This is a genomic window from Paenibacillus koleovorans NBRC 103111, assembly GCF_004000845.1.
Lineage (GTDB): Bacteria > Bacillota > Bacilli > Paenibacillales > NBRC-103111 > Paenibacillus_AA > Paenibacillus_AA koleovorans.
The window spans coordinates 66,040-85,736 of sequence record NZ_BIMA01000013.1; the positions used below are offsets into that span (position 1 = coordinate 66,040).

Below are 19,697 nucleotides of genomic sequence, written 5' to 3' on the forward strand. Positions count from 1 at the left end.
AACTTAGTCCTCCCATCTAACAAACATTTGTTGAAGCAATGCTTTCTTCTGTTTTTGCAAGTGTTCCAGCTTACACTGATGACGGGTGATCAGGTGGTCGAGCCGGCTAAATAGTACTGATATTTTTGATTGTTCGGCCTTTATTGGCACCAGTGTTTTTAACTCAATAAGATTCCCAACCGCCAATCCCGGCTGCGCTGATTGACCAGAATACTGACCCAAATTCATTTTTCCAAATAGATAATATAAGAAGCGAGTATCGTTTTCATTATTTGCACTTACAGCAACCGCGTGTTCCGTAAAATAAGCCTTTCCATAGGAATATTGCATATTCCCACACAGGGCTCCTTGACGACCGATAAGTGCAAATTCACCGTCATGATTGTAGGCATTCGCATGCCCTCGGATGCCGTTTCCTCCGTAAACCGGATAATCGCCTAATGTGGAAATATCCGAAGCCTTGATAAACTCTCCACTGCGAAACTCATTGCATAGTTCCCCCAACCTACGCTGTTCCCAAGCGTTAGTGAATTCAGGAAAACGAACTTCTGGAAATTCATTCCTCTCTTTTGGAAACATTTTTTGAAGCAACCCGGCTTTCAAATTTTTCACGTTATTTAACTTACGCTGATGAAGGGTGATGAGGTGGTCAAGGTGCTTAAAAAAACTGCTGATTTTCACTTGTTCATCAAGACTGGGTTCTATAATAATAATGCTATTTAATATTTCTTGGCTAACATTGAAACGCGTGCTCCCACCTGCTTTACTCTCAATCTGTTTTCTATTAACGTTATTTAATGAAAGTTCTACAAAGTAAGGATCGTAATTATTTTTTCTCTTTCCTCGAATTGAAAAACCGCTATAAAGTGCATACTCATCTTGTAAATAAGCCTTTGCCCATCCAACTTCTTCAGAAGCTTCAGAAGAACGAACAAAAACTAGATCACCATTCTCGACTTTGTTTTTTTCTTCTATTTTGTTATCAACACTAACAGAATTTCTTATTTTTTCGTACGTAAGTGACTCCTTAGCTAAGATATCCATAACGCTTATCATTTTTCTTCCCTACCATAATTTTCTTTTGGGGCATTTATACCATTAGAGAAAATCATTAAATCCCTCAAGCTACGCTGTTCCCAAGCATCCGTGAATCCAGGAAACCTTATTTTAGGTACATTTTCTTTCTTTTCACTCATTTCTGTTCTCCTCATCATTTCCAAGTTGGAACAAGACTACTCCTACCACAATCTAGTTTTCCACCAATTCATCCGCTAGTCTGTAAATCGCCTCGCGCAGACCGTTTCGATATTTCATTCTAGGCAAAGACTGCACTTCCGCATCATGAGCAAGTGTCATATAGTCAGAGCTTGCTTTAGCGATAATATCACGGATTTGACCGGTATCATCCAGGTCTTGCAAGCCGTAGCGATGACGGCTAAACAACTCACGCATCCCGCTACTAGTGATAATATCCGTAATTCCCCACTTCACGCGGAAGTCAAGAAACATGCGATCAAGGCTAACGTTGTTCGCCTGCTGGATGATCTGTTCGCTGTCAATTAGCTTCACCGGATACTTGAAGTCAGAGCCTGCAGGTGGAAAGTGACCCTTGATAATGGCAGCCGCCGCATTCACAATCTTAGTCGCATAGCTGCGATCATCCAACCCATTGGCAAATTGGTTGATTTTCTCCTGCGTCTCTTTGGCTTCTTCATTCTTACGTTCGTGAACCTGGTTCAATAGTTGTTCTACGAGTTCAGTCAGATAATCATAATCTACTTTAACATCTTTCACGTGTGTCATCCGCAGTTCGATTTGATAAAGAGGGATTTTCTTCTCCTTAGCAATATGCGACTTAAGTTCATTGGTTAAGACAGTTGTCAGCATGACTTCTTGCTCTGAAGTCATCCCTAGCTTCTCTACTAACTCGTCTGGACCGTCATAGTTAAATCCGACTTTCTCGCCATCCAATTCTTCGGGATCGTATTGCTTTAATTTGGCCATCCCTCTGTTATATTCACGGAGCAACTCAAGCATCTCGTCCTTTTTCTTCTCTGATGGTGGCAACTGTTGAAATTCAGTCGTCAAGCTGCTTAATTTCTCAACAACCTGCTTCACTTCGTTAAACACATCTTCGAACGGTTCAGCAATGATCCCGTCTTTTTGATTAGACTCGCGTTGTTCATCATCAGACAACTTGGCTGAGTTTTTATTCGCATAGATGGCAAGCGCTTTATTCATCAATTTCTCGTTGTGCGCTGGCCAACGGTAATTAACGACACGTCCCCATGGTTTCTCTTGCATATCCGCAATCCGATTCGTTCGTGAATAAGCTTGTATTAACCCAGCGCCTTTCAAGGTTCTATCTACATAAAGCGTATTCAGTTCAGGTGCATCGAATCCCGTTAATAATTGGTCCACCACAATCACCAAATCAAGAAATTTCCCATTTGTGGCGGATTTATTTAAGCGCGAAGTCACATCTTGTGTGTAGCCCGAAACATCATCCATCCCGAACGATGTGCCGTATTCAGCATTATAAGCTTTGATGGCATCGAACAAACCTTGATTTGTAGCGAGCATGCTATCATTATTCGAGGTATTTTGACTGAACGTAACGGCAACTTTTAAAGTCTGTCCACCGTTCTTCTTATTTTCTTCATTAACGCGTTGAAACTCATAAAAATACATCATCGCCATTGGCGTGCTTGCTTTACCGCCGCCCACGTGAGTCGTAAACAAAGCATTGTACTTGCCTTCATTAGAACGGTTGCGCCAATTCCTAAAAACGTCTTCTACGACGAGCTTTATGTGATCTATATTTTCATCGTAGAAACTAGGCTCAACAGCATCATCCATATCTTCTTGAGAGAGATTGTTGATTTTCTTTTGAATTTGTTCTTCCGTCCATTTGGGATAACGTTCACGGTAAAATGCAGGAAGATATTGTTCTTTCATCTTCATCTCATCAATCGTTGTCTCGAAATCGACCTTGAAGCCTAGAACATTGCGGTCAGCGATCGCTTCACGAATGGTATATGCGTGTAGAAGCGGACCAAAAATATCTTCCGTTCGAAGCCCCGTGGTGGTTTCATCAAACATTGGTGTTCCGGTATAACCAACCCAGGCCGACTTCTTGAAGGCTTTCTGGATATTGTCAAAGGAGTCGCCACCTGTCGAACGGTGTGCCTCATCCACGATAAACACGATATTCTTGTCTGGAGCTTGAAAAGATTTTCGTTTCACCAACGTATCCAGTTTTTGAACGGACGTCACGATAATACTATTAGCTTTACTTTTAAGCTTGCGACTCAAATCGCTTGTGTTATCTGTGTTTTGAACGCTGCCAAATGTGTCTTCTGTCGCATCCGGGTCGTAGGCTTTATAATTTTCATTGGTTTGCTTGGTTAAGGCAATTCGATCCACCACAAAGACAACCTTATCTACTTTAGGCATACGGCTTGCAAGCCAGGCCGTTTTGAAACTTGTAATGGTTTTACCCGACCCAGTCGTGTTCCAGATATACCCAACTTTATTCATACCGAGTTCAAAATCAGCGCGCTTCAAGCTCTCGATCACGTTTTGTGTCGCATACACTTGATAAGGACGCATCACTTTCAGCATTTGTTTATTCTTTGTGCCGTCCAGAATCATGTAGTTGGTAGCCATTTGATGTGCCATTGGAATCGAAAGCATGGAGTCCGCAAATTCTTTCCAATTACGTACGATGGTATTGTCACTCTTGCGCTGCCAGTTAAAAGCGAAATCCTTATTAAATTTATCTGGCGTCGTATTAGCCATATACTTCACATTGTTTGGTGTGATAGCCACCAAAATCTGCAAAGTCGAGAAAATATCACGATACTGATTTTCATCCGCATATTGTTTCATTTGATTGAGAGCTTCATTGACATCACGCGTATTAGACTTTTCCTCAATTTGAATGATTGGCAGACCGTTAATCAAAAGAGTCGTGTCAAAACGGCGATTTAGTTTTCCTGTAATCACAGCTGGTCGTTCAATTTGATTGACCACTTGATAAACGGTATCCCCTGCCCCTATTTGTTTTTGATCAAAAACAGTAAGGAATACATGACGTCCATCGTCTAAATCTATCTCGATTTGCGACACCCCATTTAACCCATACAAAAACTGCCCCGCTTCATAAGGTGTCTGAATGCCAGAGATAATCTTCTTCACTTGATTAAATTCCACAACACTTAAAGGATGTTCTAGCGTGTTTTGATTGTGTTGCTCCAGAATCGCCTTGAAATTATCCCAGAGCTGTTCTGTAGATTTAATATTGGGTTCATATTTCCACAGCTTGGTTTTCACTACATAATCAAAAGTTGATTCTTTGACAACAAGGTCAGCTATCCCTTCAAGATGTTCTTGTTTGGAAATTGTGCCACTCGTAAGGTATTGAATTATTTCTGTTTCAAATTGATTCTCGGTCATTTATAGCTTGCCCTCCTTAGCTTTTCCAGCACTATAGCCGTTTCTAAATTTGCCGTTCTATTTTTTAATGCTTCCAACCGTAATTGATTGAAATAGAGCTCACCGATCATCCGCTGTTTGTCCATTGTTGGCAGATCCGGCAACTCAAGTTCTTTCACTTGTTTCAGCGTGTATTTTAGAACTTGAGAACCCTGCAAACCCATTTGAAACTGTTTCTTGATGAATGGATCTTCATTAAGCAAGAAAACAAGATATTTGGAACCCACCTTGTTGCCAGCCACTAACTTGACGTAGTTTTGTGTATATAGATACCCTTGCTGCTTCACACCAACGATAGTAGATTTTCCCGATACCAAACTGAAAACAACATCACCTTGACATAGCGTATTGACCTTATCAAAGGTTCGCACTTGTTTGCCGTCAGTACCACTAGAAGCAATACCCACCAAATCCGCTTCAAGATCGGGTTGTCCATAGTAGGTGTAAAGTGGCGCTGTACCATCAGTTACTTCTTTAATCCTAAATTGTGGCGACCCGCTCACAAACTCAACCATATCCTCTAGTTTTCTCATATGAATTTGTGCCTTTCTGAAATTAAATTTTATTGTTTATATATGTATTATATAAGATCGTTTTCGAAATTGCAAACTTTAAATTTATTAATTTTAAGAAATTACGTTTTTATATAAAAAGTTGTCTGCCCCATTAAAGAGCAAACAACCTTTTGATTACGTATGAGTTGTCTGGTGGTTCGCCCTACTTATGGTACGGTTCGGCGTAACAGCACAAAGGCGAAATCACTGCTCCACACGGAGCGCGTAATTTCGCCTTATCCTTGCACTTCCTATGCTCAAAGAAACAACCCTCTTACTTGCTTTTCTCCGCAAATGACTCGACCCAAGCCTGCGTCTTCTGCCACTCCAGCTCCGCACGGCCGATCGCATCCGCCACCTGGTTGGACGCCGTACCGCCGTAGACGTTGCGGGCGTTGACCACATTCTCCGGCTGCAGCACCTTGTAGATGTTCTCGTCGAACAGCTTGGAGAACTGCGTGAACTCCTCGAGCGTCAGGTCGAGCAAATATTTCTGATTCTGGATGCAGTAGAGCACCGTCTTGCCGATGACTTCATGCGCTTGGCGGAACGGCAAGCCCTTGTTGACCAGGAAGTCGGCGATGTCCGTCGCGTTGGAGAAGTCCTGATTCACGGCTTGGCGCATCCGGTCCTTGTTCACCTTCATCGTGCTGATCATCGGAGCGAGCAATTGCAGCGCGCCTTGCAGCGTCTTCACGGTATCGAACATGCCTTCCTTGTCTTCCTGCATGTCCTTGTTGTACGCCAGCGGCAGCGACTTCAACACGGTCAGCATGCCGACCAAATTGCCGTACACCCGACCGGTCTTGCCGCGCACGAGCTCGGCCACATCCGGATTTTTCTTCTGCGGCATGATGCTGCTGCCCGTCGTAAACGAATCGTCCAGCTCCACGAACTGGAATTCCGTGCTCGACCACATGACGATCTCCTCGCACAGACGCGACAGATGCATCATGATCATCGAAGCGTTCGACAGGAACTCCACGATGAAGTCACGATCGCTCACCGCGTCGAGGCTGTTCTCGTACACCCGTCCGAAGCCGAGCTTGGACGCTACGAAATGCCGGTCGATCGGGAACGTCGTGCCCGCAAGAGCGCCGGCACCGAGCGGCAGCATGTCGATCCGCTTGTAGCTGTCCTGCAACCGTTCGGCGTCGCGGCCGAACATCGAGACGTACGCCATCATGTGATGGGCGAACAGAATCGGCTGCGCCCGCTGCAGATGCGTGTAGCCTGGCACGATCGTCTCGAGGTTCGCTTTCGCTTGGCCGAGGAGAGCCTCCTGCAGCTTGACCAGCATGCCGACGAACTCCACGACGCGCTTGCGCAAGTACAGGTGCATGTCGGTCGCCACTTGGTCGTTGCGGCTCCGTCCCGTATGCAGCTTGCCGCCCACAGGGCCTACATCGTCGATCAACGCTTTCTCGATGTTCATGTGGATGTCTTCATCGCTGACGGAGAACTCCAGCTCGCCTCGGCGAATGCGGTTCATGACGCGGAGCAGCCCATCCTGAATCCTCTCGACGTCCGTCAGCGGCAAGATGCCTTGTTTGCCCAGCATCGCTACATGCGCGAGACTGCCTTGGATGTCTTCCTCGGCCAGCTCCTTGTCGAACATGATGGAAGCTGTATATTCCTCTACGAGCTGATCGGTTTTTTTGGTGAACCGTCCACCCCACAGTTTAGACATGATAACCCCACTCCTTCTTCTTTCTATTCCTCTATAGGCCATCGCCGCAGGCCCATCGAGCCGCTCTTCCCAAAAATAGGCCGCTATGCGCGGCCCATTCTGATGTATTGCCTATGACTGCGAATTCTGGTGTACGCCGGAGGCTACTTTCAACCGCAGCGCGTTCAAGCGGATAAAGCCTGTGGCGTCGTTCTGGTCGTATGCTTTGGTCGGATCGGCTTCCATCGTCGCGATATGCGGGTTGTACAAGCTGACCGGGCTCTTCACGCCGGCGCCTTGCACGTTGCCCTTGTACAGCTTCAGGCGAACCGTACCGGTGACGTTCTTCTGGCTCTCGGTGACGAGCGCCTGGATCGCCAGGCGTTCCGGAGCGAACCAGAAGCCGTTGTACACGAGTGACGCATAACGCGGGATCAAGGAATCGCGAATTTGCATCACTTCGCGGTCCATGGTGAGCGACTCCATCTTGCGGTGCGCCGTGAACAGGATCGTGCCGCCCGGCGTCTCGTATACGCCGCGGCTCTTCATGCCGACGAAGCGGTTCTCGACCATGTCGACACGGCCGATGCCGTGTTTGCCGCCGATTTCGTTCAGCGTCTCCATGATGCGTAGCGGGATCATGCGCTCGCCGTTAACGGCTACACAAAGTCCCTTCTCGAACTCGAGCTCTATATATTCAGCTTGGTCCGGAGCATCCTGCGGATCTACGCTCAGTACGTACATGTCTTTGTTGGAATCAGCCGCGGCATCGAACCAAGGATCCTCCAGCATGCCGCTCTCGAAGCTGATGTGCAGCAGGTTGCGATCCGTCGAGTAAGGCTTGGCCGCGCTCGCCGTGACGTTGATGCCGTGTTTCTCGGCATAGGCGATCATCTCCGCGCGTCCCGGGAACTGCTCGCGGAACACTTCGTCGCGCCAAGGCGCGATGACGGACAGCTCGGGCGCCAGCGCCGCCGCGGTCAGCTCGAAGCGCACTTGGTCGTTGCCCTTGCCGGTCGCGCCGTGCGCGATGGCGAAGGCGCCTTCGGCGCGGGCGATCTCGACCATGCGCTTCGCGATCAGCGGACGCGCGATGCTCGTGCCGAGCAAATATTGGCCTTCATAGAGCGCGCCGGCCGCGAACATCGGGTTGATGAAGTCGCGCGCGAACTCTTCTTGCAGGTCGTCGATGTATACTTTCGTAGCGCCGGTCTTGAGCGCCTTTTCTTCCAAGCCGTCCAGCTCTTCGCCTTGCCCGATGTCCGCGGTGAACGTGATGATCTCCGCGTCGTACGTTTCCTTCAGCCATGTCAGAATGACCGAAGTGTCCAATCCGCCCGAATAGGCGAGAACGATTTTATCCTTAGCCATGAGTTCGTTTCCCCTTTATCTTACATTGTGGCAGCCATAATGGCTTTTTGCGCGTGCAACCGGTTCTCCGCCTGGTCGAAAATGATCGACTGGTCGCCATCGATGACGCCCTCGCTCACCTCTTCGCCGCGGTGCGCCGGCAGGCAGTGCATGAACAAGTAGTCGCTCTTCGCGTACTTCGCCAGCTGTTCGTCGATCTGGTAGCCGCGGAACGCCTTGATCCGCTTCTCTTGCTCTTCCTCTTGGCCCATGCTCGCCCATACGTCCGTGTACACGATGTCCGCGCCTGCGATCGCTTCCTTCGGATCGCGGCAGACGAGGACGGTCCCGCCGGACTGAGCGGCATTCTCCTTGGACACCTTGGTCACGTCCGCATCGGGCTCATAGCCCTCCGGAGAAGCGACGGCGATGTGCATCCCGAGCTTGGCCGCGCCTATCATTAAGGAGTGTACCATATTATTTCCATCGCCGATATAGGCGATTTTGATGCCTTCGAGGCGACCTTTATGCTCCAGAACGGTCTGGTAATCGGCCATTACTTGGCAGGGATGCTCGAGGTCGGACAAGCCGTTGATGACCGGCACGGTCGATCCGCGGGCAAGCTCGATGACGTTGCGATGCGCGAACGTGCGGATCATAATGCCGTCCAGGTAGCGGGACATCACTTGCGCTGTATCCCACACCGTTTCGCCTCGGCCGAGCTGCAGGTCGTTTTTGCTCAGGAACAGCGCATGCCCGCCGAGCTGGTACATCCCGACTTCGAACGACACGCGCGTCCGGGTGGACGACTTCTCGAAAATCATGCCGAGCGTCTTGCCCTTCAAGGGCTGAACGATCTCCCCGGCCTTGTGCTGCTTCTTCATCCGGATCGACAGGTCGATCAAGTAGCGAAGCTCTTCTCCTGTATAATCAGCCAGCGATAGGAAGTCTCTGCCCTTCAGGCTGGTCGCCATTTCTTCCATTGTTGCTTCGGTCATTGCTAATCACTCGCTTTCTTCATTAATTCTTGGCCGTTGCTGCACCTTCAGCAAGCGCCGCTTGCTCTGCTAGCACACCTGCAATAATCCCCACACCGCGATCGGCCTCTTCCACACTCACGTAGAAGTTCGGCAACAGGCGGATGACATTCGGTCCCGCCGAAATGATGATCAGACCACGCTTATGCATAGTGGAAACGAAATCGCCTACCGGTCCCGTGCATTCGATACCGATGAGCAAGCCGAGGCCGCGCACCGTCTTCACGAGCGGATTGCCGGCGAGCTTCTCACGCAGCTGTGCCTGGATGTAGTCGCCCAGCTCCGCCGCACGCTCGGACAGCCGCTCCTCGAGCATTGTCTCGATCGTGGCGATGCCCGCCGCCGTCGCGATCGGCGTGCCGCCGAACGTCGTGCCGTGGCTGCCGGCGGAGAACGCCTCGCGCAGCTTCGCCTTGCCGAGCATCGCGCCGATCGGGAACCCGCTGCCGAGCCCTTTGGCCAGCGTCATGATGTCCGGCTCTACGCCGTAATGCTCGTAGGCGAACAGCTTGCCCGTCCGGCCCATGCCGGTCTGGATCTCGTCGGCGATCAGCAGCAGGTTATGCTGCTCGCACAGGCGAACCACTTCCGCCACGAACTCCGGCGTAGCCGGGATGACGCCGCCCTCGCCTTGCACAAACTCGAGCATGATGGCGCAAGTCTTGTCGGTCACACACGATTGCAGCGCTTCCGCATCATTGTAAGGAGCATGCACGAAGCCGACCGGCAACGGATGGAAGCCTTCCTTTACTTTATCCTGCCCGGTCGCCGTTAAAGTAGCCAGCGTGCGGCCGTGGAACGAAGTTTGGAACGTAATCACCTCGTATCGATCATTGCCCAGCACTTTGGCATTGTAGCGCCGCGCGATCTTGATCGCCGCTTCGTTCGCCTCCGCGCCGCTGTTGCAGAAGAACACGGCGTCGGCGAAGCTGTTCTCCGTCAGAAGCACGGCCAGCCGATCCTGGTTCGGAATATGGAACAGATTGCTCACATGCCACAGCTCGTCGAGCTGCGCAACGAGGCGGTCGCGAACCTGCTTGGGGGAATGCCCCAAGTTGGTAACCGCAATGCCGCTCGCGAAGTCCAGGTATTCGTTGCCTTGGTCGTCCCACAGCTTGCTGCCCTCGCCCTTCACCATGGTGATCGGGAATCTGGCGTACGTCGGGAACAAAGCGCTCCCGGCTTGCCCTTGCCCTTGCCCTTCTTCTTTCTGGCTGCTCATCTCGTCCTCACTCCGTTCCCCGTGTAATTCGCGTGCCGATCGTCTCGCCGTTCAGAACCCGACTCAGAATGCCCGGCTCGCTGCCGTTTACGATAACAACTTCCTGCACTTCGCCCTGGATGCACTGCGTCGCCGCTCGCACCTTCGGAATCATGCCGCCGTAGATGACACCGCTCGCGATCATCTCTTCCGTCTCTGCCACCGTCACGACCGGCAGCACCCGCTTCACGCCGTCGATCTCCTTCATGATGCCCGGCACGTCGGTCACCACGATCATCCGCTCCACGCCGATATGCGAAGCCACCGCGCCTGCCGCCGTGTCGGCGTTGATGTTGTAGCGCTGACCGGCATCGTCCAGCCCGATCGGGGCGATGACCGGCATATAGCCGAGGTCCACGATCCCTTGCACGAGCGAGCCGTTCACATGCGTGACGTCGCCTACGTAGCCGATCTCGGCCGCATTCGCCACCGGCACAGAATGGATCAAGTGGCCGTCCTCGCCGGACAAGCCAAGCGCTCTGCCTCCCGCCAATTGGATGCGCCGCACGATCTCCTTGTTGATCTGCCCCGCCAGCACCATCTCGACCACGTCGAGCACCGCTTCATTCGTCTTGCGCAGCCCGCCGACGAACTCCGTCTCGATGCCGAGCTTGCCCAGCATATCGGAGATCGCCGGCCCGCCGCCGTGTACGATGACCGGAATCATGCCATCCGCCTGCAGCGTACGCAGGTCGTCGAAGAACGAGGCGGGAAGCGCCGTCAGCGTGCTGCCTCCGCATTTCATTACAAAACAACGTTTCTTGCTCATCTATGTCCTGCTCCTTCTCGCCCTAAGTCCGGTAAGCGGCATTAATGCGCACATAATCGTATGTCAGATCGCAGCCCCATGCCGTTGCCGTTGCGCCGCCCATGTTCAAGTTCACATGGATTTGCACGAGCTCGCCCTTAAGATACTCCGTTGCCTTCGGATCGTCGAACGGCACCGGACGCGACTGCTCCAGCACGGAGATGTCGCCGAGTCGAATATCGACCGTATCTACGTTCACGGGAACACCGGCTCGGCCGACAGCGGCGATGATGCGTCCCCAGTTGGCGTCCGCTCCGAAACAAGCCGACTTCACCAAGCTCGAGCCGATGACGGTCTTCGCAATCGCACGCGCAGCGTCCTCAGACGCTGCATTCGCTACGGTCACCTCGATCAGCTTGGTCGCCCCTTCGCCGTCGCGGGCAATCGCCTTGGCGAGGTACTCGCCGACGTATTGGAACGCCGTTGCGAAGGCCGCCCAATCCGCATGCTCCGCGTCAAGCGGCTCATTGCCGGCCAGGCCGCTCGCCATCGTCACAACCATGTCGTTCGTGCTCGTATCGCCGTCCACCGTAATCATGTTGAACGTCATGTCAGTGGAGCGGTTCAGCAGCTTCTGCAGGTTGGCCGAGGAGATCGCCGCATCCGTCGTCATGAAGCCGAGCATCGTCGCCATATTCGGGTGAATCATGCCCGAGCCTTTGGCTGCACCGGCGATATGTACGGTTTTACCGTCAACCGTCAGCTCAACGCAAACCACCTTTTTAACCAAATCCGTCGTCAGAATCGCCTGCGAAAACTGCTCGCCGCCCTCTTCATCCGCGGACACAACCGCCGGCAGTCCTTCGATGCCCGGCACGACCCGGTCCATCTTGAGCAGCTCGCCGATAACCCCCGTCGACGTTACGCCCACATAGTGATCCGGCACGCCGAACGCCTTGGCCGCTTCCGCCCGCATCGTGCGCGCGTCGTCTTCCCCTTGCTGGCCCGTGCAAGCATTGGCGTTGCCGCTGTTCACGAGCATCACCTGCAGCTTGCCCTCGGCCGCCACGCTCTCCTGCGTCACCTTCAGCGGTGCCGCCTGGAACGCATTCAGCGTGTACACGCCCGCCGCCGCTGCCGGCACTTCGCACACAATGACGCCGAGGTCATTGCGCTTCGTCTTTTTCAACCCGCAATGCAAGCCGCCTGCACGAAACCCTTTCGGTGTCGTGATCGACCCATTCTCTACTACTGTAAATTGACCTTGCTGCGCCATCGTTCCCCTCACCCAATCCTCTTCACAATTTATGGATAAACCGGAGACAGCTGCAGCCCGGTTGTTTCGTCCCAGCCCATCATCAGGTTCAAGTTTTGCACCGCTTGCCCGGCCGCGCCCTTCACCAGGTTATCGATGACCGACACCACCGTTACGCGATTCGTCCGCTCGTCCACGGAGATGCCGATATCGCAATAGTTGGAGCCCAGCACTTCCTTCGTCGCCGGGTATTTGCCCTTCTCCCGAATCCGCACGAACCGACGGCCTTCATAAAACTGCCGGAACAGCTCGAACACCTCTTCTTCGGTCCGCTTCTCGCTAAGCGTTGCATAGCATGTAGCCAGGATGCCCCGCGTGATCGGAATCAGATGCGCTGTGAACGTAATCGTAATGTCTTCTCCGCCGCCCACTTGCGTCAGCACTTGCTCGATCTCCGGCGTATGCTGGTGCTTATTCACTTTGTAAGCGAGCATGTTTTCATTGATTTCGGAAAAATGATACGTTAAGCCAAGCCCCCGGCCGGCTCCCGAAACTCCTGTTTTAGCGTCAACGATGATAGAGTTGTTGTCGATCCAGCCCGCTTTTACCAGAGGCACCAGCGCGAGGGTCGTTGCTGTAGGGTAGCAGCCCGGATTGGCAATCAGGTCCGCACCATGCACATCGTCGCCGAACACCTCGCACAAGCCATACACCGATTTCTCGAGGTACGCCGGATCCGCCGGTTTGTGTTTATACCATTTCTCGTAAATTTCGCCGTTCTTCAGTCGATAGTCACCGGAAACGTCGATTACCTTCAGCCCTGCATCGAGCAGTTGCGGCGTCAGTTCCGTACTGACCCCATGCGGCGCCGCCAGGAAAATAACGTCCGCCTTCTGCTTGATCACGTCGACATCGATCGCTTCCAGCCGCTCCAGCACGATCTGGTTCAGGTGGGGATACCCTTCGGCAATCGGCGCCCCCGCGTTGGACGAAGACAGCACCATGCCGATCTCCACGTTAGGGTGATTCAATAAGAAACGAATGAGCTCCACGCCGCCGTAACCGGTCGCTCCTAAGATGGCGGCTCTTACTTTCGAATTTGGCATAAGTCCGTACCTCCTCAAAACATATGTATTATTATACGGCTAGAAGAATATTAATTCAACGGAAAATTTACTGCTTTTTACTGCTTGAACCCTTCGCCCAACACTTCCGTCGCATCCGCCAAAATGACAAACGCCCCCGGGTCGATCGACTTCACCAGCGCCTTGAGCCGCGTCACTTCCGTCTGGCTGACTACGACCATGAGGACCGGCCGCGCTTCTCCCGTATACCCCCCGTGTGCCGACAATTCGGTCAAGCCCCGGTCGAGATCGTAGAGCACCGCCTGACGGATACTCGCCGTTTCGCGCGTGATGATGAAGGCCACCTTCGTATAACGGAAGCCCAATTGAACGACGTCGATCGTTTTGGTGGTCACAAACAGGCCGATGAGGGCCAGCAATGCTTTTTCCGGTGTAAAAATAATACCCGCCGTGACAATCACGGCGCCGTCGAATAGGGCGATTGCGAGTCCGTAGCCAATGCCTGTGTATTTATGCAGCAGCTGCGCCGCCAAGTCCAGTCCGCCGGTCGACGCGCGCCCGCGGAAGACAATGCCGAGCCCCGCTCCGACACCGATTCCCCCGTATATGGTAGCTAGAATATCGTTATTCGTCAACGGCTCAATCTCTCGGGTCAGCAGCACGAAAAATGGCAGCACCACCGAGCCTACCGCAGTCTTCATGCCGAACTGGCCGCCTAGCAGCAGCAGACCCAGAATGAATAGCGGAATGTTTAGGATCCACTGCACGATCGCCGGCTCGATGCCGAGCAAGTCCTGGATGATCGTCGAGATGCCGGAGATGCCGCCGGACGCGATTTGGTTCGGGTTCAGGAACACGTTGAAGCTGAACGCGATCAGGAAGCTGCCTGCGAGGAGCAGCGCGTACTCGAACACGTGGTGGAGCGGACTGCCCAGGCGAATCCACGGCTTTTTGCGGCGCTCGCTCTTCTTTCTCATGTTGATAAAGATCCCCTCCTTCCGGCAAAAAAAGAATATCCTACACTCTGTATGTAGGATAAGCTGTATGCCCGCGAATTATGAAGGGTGGCCTGGATTTATCTGCGCCCGCAGGTAAGCGTCGATGAACGGGTTCAGCTCGCCGTCCATGACCGCTTGCACGTTGCCGGTCTCGGCCAGCGTCCGGTGGTCCTTGACCATGCTGTACGGGTGGAACACGTACGAGCGGATCTGACTGCCCCAGGCGATGTCCGACTGGTCGCCGCGAATCTCGGCGAGGTGCTTCAGCTGCTCCTCGATCTTCTTCTCGTACAGCTTCGAGCGGAGCATCTTCATCGCGCGCTCGCGGTTCTTGATCTGCGACCGCTCGGTCTGGCACGTCACGACGATGCCGGATGGCATGTGCGTGATCCGGACTGCGGAGTCGGTCGTGTTGATGTGTTGCCCGCCGGCGCCGCTCGACCGGTACGTGTCGACCTTAAGGTCTTCCGTCCGGATGTCAACCTCGACGTCGTCCTCGATCTCCGGTACGACGTCGCAGGAGACGAACGACGTATGGCGGCGACCGGAGGCGTCGAAGGGCGAGATGCGCACGAGACGGTGGACGCCCTTCTCGGCCTTCAAGTACCCGTAGGCGTTGTAGCCCTTGATGAGCAGCGTGACGCTCTTCACGCCCGCTTCATCGCCCGGCAAGTAGTCGAGCACCTCGACCTTGAAGCCGCTCTTCTCCGCGTACCTCCGGTACATGCGGAGCAGCATGTCGGCCCAGTCTTGCGACTCGGTGCCGCCCGCACCCGGGTGAAGCTCGAGGATGGCGTTCAGCTTGTCGTAGGGCTGGCTGAGCAGCAGCTTAAGCTGGAAGCCTTCGAGCTTCTCATACAGGGCCTTGATCGCCGCGGTGAGGTCGCCCGCCATCGAGTCGTCGCCTTCTTCTTCGGCGAGCTCCAGCATCATCTCGATGTCGTCGTACTCCGTGGCCATCCCTTGGAACTCGTCGACGACCGACTTGACCGCGTTCATCTCGCCGATCGTCTGCTGCGCCTTCTCGTTGTCGTCCCAGAAGTCCGGCGCCGCCATTTTCTCTTCGAAGTTCGCGACTTGCTCGAGCTTCAGATCTAAGTCAAAGAGACCCCCTAAGGTCTTGAAGTCGTTTCGCCGCTTCGCGCAAATCCTGCTTTATTTCCGGATCCAGCATGTTAGCTCACCTCATCAAGGATTGGTTGGAACAGCACGAAGCCCCCTGGAAAGGGGGCCAATGCCTTATCCATGGCCGGCCAGACCCTGGCCTAGCCGTTGATTATCCGTGTCGCGCCTTACTTGCCGTGGCACTGCTTGAACTTCTTGCCGCTGCCGCATGGGCAAGGATCGTTGCGGCCCACTTTGTTCTCGTCGCGGACGGTCGGACGGCGGCCTTCGGCTTCGAGCTTGTGGTCGACCGCTTGGCCTTCGGCTACGACTTGACGCTCGAGGTTGTTCTCCACGTGCGCCTTCATGATATATTTGGCTACTTCTTCTTGAATGTGCTCGATCATCTCTTGGAACATCGCGAAGCCTTCGAACTGGTATTCGCGAAGCGGATCCGTGCCGCCATATGCGCGGAGATGAATCCCTTGACGCAGCTGCTCCATCGCGTCGATATGATCCATCCACTTGCTGTCCACGGCGCGGAGTACGACGACCTTCTCGAACTCGCGCATCATCTCCGGCGTGATCGATTCCTCGCGCTCGTCGTAGAGCCGGCGGACGAGGCCTTGGACGTACTCGATCATCTCGTCCTTCTCCTTGCCCCACAGCTGCTCCTTGGTCAGCTGGTCTTCCCGAAGGAACGTGGAGTTCGCATACTCCACGATCGCGTCGAGATCCCATTCCTCCGGCACTTGGTCATCGGTACAATGAACCGCGATGATGCGCTCCACGACCGGCATCACCATGCCAAGCGCGATCTCCTTGATATTGTCGGAGTTCAACACTTCGCGGCGCTGCTTGTAGATAATCTCGCGCTGCTGGTTCATGACGTCGTCGTATTGGAGGACGACCTTCCGCATGTCGAAGTTGTTGCCTTCGACGCGCTTCTGGGCCGACTCGATCGCCTTCGTGATGAGGCGGCTCTCGATCGGCTGGTCTTCCTCGAAGCCGATGCGGTCCATCATGCCCATGATGTTCTCCGAGCCGAAACGGCGCATGAGCTCATCCTCCATGGACAAGTAGAACTGCGTAGAGCCCGGGTCGCCTTGACGACCGGAACGGCCGCGCAGTTGGTTGTCGATCCGGCGGCTCTCGTGGCGCTCCGTACCTATAATATGCAGCCCGCCGACATCAGCTACACCTTCGCCCAGCACGATGTCGGTACCGCGACCGGCCATGTTGGTGGCGATCGTAACCGAGCCCGGCTGACCCGCACGGGACACGATCTCCGCCTCTTCCGCATGGAACTTGGCGTTCAACACTTTGTGCTGGATGCCCTTCTTCTTCAGCAATTCGGATAGTTTCTCGGAGTTCTCGATGGACACCGTGCCGACCAGCACCGGCTGGTTCTTCTTGTGTCGCTCCGCTATAATCTCGACGACCGCTCGGAATTTGCCGTTCTCGCTCTTGTAGACGATATCCGGCATATCGGAACGGACCATCGGACGGTTCGTAGGCACGGTCACCACTTCCAGCCCGTAAATCTTCTTGAATTCTTCCTCTTCCGTCTTCGCCGTACCGGTCATGCCGGCCAGCTTGCGGTACATCCGGAAGTAGTTCTGCAGCGTGATCGTCGCAAGCGTCATGCTCTCGTTCTGGACCTTCAGCTGCTCCTTGGCTTCGATCGCTTGGTGCAGCCCGTCGCTGTAGCGACGGCCGACCATGAGACGTCCGGTGAATTCATCGACGATGATAACTTCTTCGTTCTGGACGACGTAGTCGACGTCGCGCTTCATGATTGCATGCGCCTTGAGCGCCTGCGTGATATGATGGTTGATCGTAATATTCGAATGGTCGAACAGGTTCTCGATGTGGAACGCCTTCTCGGCCTTCTCTACGCCGGACTCGGTCAAGTTCACCGAACGGATCTTGATGTCGATGGTGTAGTCTTCCTCTTCCTTCAAGCGATTTACGAACTTGTCCGCTGTGTAGTAGAGGTCGGTCGACTTGGCGGCTTGTCCGGAAATGATAAGCGGCGTCCGCGCTTCGTCGACGAGGATGGAGTCCACTTCGTCGATGACCGCATAGTGGAGCGGCCGTTGCACCATCTGCTCCTTATACAGCACCATGTTGTCACGCAAATAGTCGAAGCCGAACTCATTGTTCGTGCCGTACGTGATGTCGCAGGCATAGGCCGCTTGCTTCGCCTCGTGCGACAGGCTGTTCAAGTTCACCCCAACGGACATGCCGAGAAATTCATAGATCTTGCCCATCTCCGTGCTGTCGCGCTGTGCCAAATATTCATTGACGGTCACGACATGTGCGCCATTGCCCTTCAGGGCGTTCAGGTACACAGGCAGCGTACCGACGAGGGTTTTCCCTTCCCCGGTCTTCATCTCGGCGATTTTGCCCTCGTGGAGCGCCATGCCCCCTACGAGCTGCACGTCGAAATGCCGTTTGTTCAGCACCCTCCAAGACGCTTCCCGCACCGTGGCAAACGCCTCCGGCAGCAGATCGTCCAAGTCTTCGCCTTTCTCCAGACGCGAACGGAACTCCGCGGTTTTCGCGCTTAGCTGCTCGTCCGACAATTCCTTGAACGAAGGCTCCAAACCATTAATATAATCCACGACCTTCATCAATCGTTTGACTTCCCGGTCGTTTGAGTCGCCGAATATTTTTTTCACGAGTCCTAACATGGGCCAGACCCCTTTCGTTACATGAATGGCATCAATCAAGCTTGCTTCTCGGTATAGAAAAGTACGAGTAAAACGGTTTGCATAAATTGTAACAGTTTGCTCGGGGCGTGGCAACAATCCATATTTTATACATACGGGCGGCGTTTCATGAGGTTTCGCTGCAGCATGAAGAAAGCCCGAGCTCGCGCGTGGCGAAGTCAGGCTTTCCGAGTATGTGTTCGTTTGGGGAGAAGCGTTTTGCGGGGAAGGCTTACTTACGCGTTCGGCTCGATCAATCCATACTTCCCGTCATTGCGCCGGTAGACGACATTGACCTTCTCGGAATCCGAGTTGGCGAAGACGAAGAAATTGTGGCCGACCATGTTCATTTGCAAAATCGCTTCCTCTATGTCCATAGGTTTCAAATTAAACCTCTTCGTTCGTACGAGTTCGAGCTCATCCTCATCTTCCATATGGCGTACTGCTGTTGCAGCCGCTACACCATCGTAGCTTTCGCGGAACAGCATCTTGATGCTGCCGTCTTGGCGGAATTTGCGGTTGGCTTTGGTTTTGTGCTTGCGGATCTGTCTCTCTAGCTTCTCCGTGACCAGGTCGATCGAAGCATACATGTCTTCGCCTCGTTCTTCTGCGCGTAGCAGCACGCCTGGCAGGGGGATCGTCACCTCGACTGTCTGCAGATTTTTGGAAACGCTCAAGGTCACATGGACGCCTGAGGTGGGAGGAGCTTCAAAATACCGTTCGAGCCTGCCGATCTTCTTGGTTGCGTACTCTTTAAGCGCGTCAGTAAGAAGAATGTGTTGACCACGAATCTGAATATTCATAGCGTAAACAGCTCCTTTCGTACTTACATTATATCATATTGCCGGACAGCCTTCAAAAAAACTTTATAATAATTCAAAATTTTATTAATATTCTGACATTTGTCGCCATGCGCAGCGCGCACACATAAAAGCACCCCGGGGTTCCGGGGTGCTGGTGAGCTACCGTTACTATTAACCATCTATTGGACAGCGGTTCACGCCGGATGATGATTACAGTTTGGTTACGTTAGCTGCTTGAGGTCCGCGCGCGCCTTCTACGATGTCGAATTCAACCGCTTGACCTTCTTCCAAAGTCTTGAAACCATCGGATTGGATCGCGGAGAAGTGAACGAATACGTCGCCTCCGTCTTCGCGCTCGATAAACCCGTAACCTTTCTCAGCGTTGAACCATTTTACTTTACCTTGCATGCAGAACATTCCCTTCATCTTCAAATAACTGTGGTCACCCACATTTCGAATATATCATTCTCGGTCAAATCCTGTCAATTCAAAAACAAGCCCCCTCGTCCAAATGATTCCAATAGCCTAGGCTTGTCGAAATTGCGAGAAAATTTGGCTATTTACAAAACGTCAACAAGATGAAAGCTTGTTTTCATTACTTATTCACAGAGTTATGCACATT

General features: G+C 53.1%; 16 protein-coding genes. All 16 read right to left on the reverse strand.

Annotated elements, in window-relative coordinates; translation table 11 throughout:
* Positions 1 to 3: 3 nt before the first annotated feature.
* Positions 4 to 1,056: a restriction endonuclease subunit S gene (locus tag PKO02S_RS06510; protein ID WP_174819883.1), complete on the reverse strand. Its 1,053-nt coding sequence runs from the start codon at positions 1,054 to 1,056 to the stop codon at positions 4 to 6.
* Entirely contained in the window at positions 1,053 to 1,196 is a 144-nt protein-coding gene (locus PKO02S_RS33130) for a hypothetical protein (RefSeq protein WP_174819884.1), read from the reverse strand. The genes PKO02S_RS06510 and PKO02S_RS33130 overlap by 4 nt, the downstream gene beginning before the upstream one ends.
* 52 nt (positions 1,197 to 1,248) lie before the next feature.
* Complete coding sequence (locus PKO02S_RS06520) at positions 1,249 to 4,458, reverse strand: type I restriction endonuclease subunit R (RefSeq protein WP_127580294.1); 3,210 nt, start codon at positions 4,456 to 4,458, stop codon at positions 1,249 to 1,251.
* Positions 4,455 to 5,030: a restriction endonuclease subunit S domain-containing protein gene (locus PKO02S_RS06525; RefSeq protein WP_127580295.1), complete on the reverse strand. Its 576-nt coding sequence runs from the start codon at positions 5,028 to 5,030 to the stop codon at positions 4,455 to 4,457. Before PKO02S_RS06525 ends, PKO02S_RS06520 begins: the two co-directional genes overlap by 4 nt.
* Before the next feature lie 295 nt (positions 5,031 to 5,325).
* On the reverse strand, positions 5,326 to 6,741 hold the full coding sequence (gene argH, locus PKO02S_RS06530; protein ID WP_127580296.1) for an argininosuccinate lyase: 1,416 nt from the start codon (positions 6,739 to 6,741) through the stop codon (positions 5,326 to 5,328).
* Positions 6,742 to 6,852: 111 nt separating this feature from the next.
* Positions 6,853 to 8,091, reverse strand: a complete 1,239-nt coding sequence (locus PKO02S_RS06535; RefSeq protein WP_127580297.1) for an argininosuccinate synthase — start codon at positions 8,089 to 8,091, stop codon at positions 6,853 to 6,855.
* A gap of 20 nt (positions 8,092 to 8,111) precedes the next feature.
* Positions 8,112 to 9,068 carry an ornithine carbamoyltransferase gene (gene argF / locus PKO02S_RS06540; protein WP_127580298.1) on the reverse strand — a complete coding sequence of 319 codons (957 nt, stop codon included), beginning with the start codon at positions 9,066 to 9,068 and terminating at the stop codon, positions 8,112 to 8,114.
* A 22-nt stretch (positions 9,069 to 9,090) separates the two neighbouring features.
* Positions 9,091 to 10,329, reverse strand: a complete 1,239-nt coding sequence (gene argD / locus PKO02S_RS06545) for an acetylornithine transaminase (protein WP_127580299.1) — start codon at positions 10,327 to 10,329, stop codon at positions 9,091 to 9,093.
* A gap of 7 nt (positions 10,330 to 10,336) precedes the next feature.
* A complete protein-coding gene (gene argB / locus PKO02S_RS06550; RefSeq protein WP_127580300.1) occupies positions 10,337 to 11,137 on the reverse strand; it encodes an acetylglutamate kinase in 801 nt (266 codons plus the stop codon).
* 22 nt (positions 11,138 to 11,159) lie between these two features.
* Positions 11,160 to 12,392: a bifunctional glutamate N-acetyltransferase/amino-acid acetyltransferase ArgJ gene (gene argJ, locus PKO02S_RS06555; protein ID WP_127580319.1), complete on the reverse strand. Its 1,233-nt coding sequence runs from the start codon at positions 12,390 to 12,392 to the stop codon at positions 11,160 to 11,162.
* 29 nt (positions 12,393 to 12,421) lie between these two features.
* Positions 12,422 to 13,477 carry an N-acetyl-gamma-glutamyl-phosphate reductase gene (gene argC, locus PKO02S_RS06560; protein ID WP_127580301.1) on the reverse strand — a complete coding sequence of 352 codons (1,056 nt, stop codon included), beginning with the start codon at positions 13,475 to 13,477 and terminating at the stop codon, positions 12,422 to 12,424.
* A gap of 77 nt (positions 13,478 to 13,554) precedes the next feature.
* On the reverse strand, positions 13,555 to 14,433 hold the full coding sequence (locus PKO02S_RS06565) for a YitT family protein (protein ID WP_127580302.1): 879 nt from the start codon (positions 14,431 to 14,433) through the stop codon (positions 13,555 to 13,557).
* A gap of 78 nt (positions 14,434 to 14,511) precedes the next feature.
* Positions 14,512 to 15,628 (reverse strand): peptide chain release factor 2 gene (gene prfB, locus PKO02S_RS06570; RefSeq protein WP_127580303.1). Its coding sequence is split into 2 segments (ribosomal slippage): positions 14,512 to 15,555 and positions 15,557 to 15,628, totalling 1,116 coding nucleotides; the frame shifts between segments, so codons are not numbered across the junction.
* Positions 15,629 to 15,746: 118 nt separating this feature from the next.
* On the reverse strand, positions 15,747 to 18,254 hold the full coding sequence (gene secA, locus PKO02S_RS06575; protein ID WP_127580304.1) for a preprotein translocase subunit SecA: 2,508 nt from the start codon (positions 18,252 to 18,254) through the stop codon (positions 15,747 to 15,749).
* A gap of 254 nt (positions 18,255 to 18,508) precedes the next feature.
* Positions 18,509 to 19,075, reverse strand: coding sequence for a ribosome hibernation-promoting factor, HPF/YfiA family (gene hpf / locus PKO02S_RS06580; protein ID WP_127580305.1), 567 nt, complete (start codon positions 19,073 to 19,075; stop codon positions 18,509 to 18,511).
* 210 nt (positions 19,076 to 19,285) lie between these two features.
* Positions 19,286 to 19,483: a cold shock domain-containing protein gene (locus PKO02S_RS06585; protein WP_127580306.1), complete on the reverse strand. Its 198-nt coding sequence runs from the start codon at positions 19,481 to 19,483 to the stop codon at positions 19,286 to 19,288.
* Between the last annotated feature and the right edge of the window lie 214 nt (positions 19,484 to 19,697).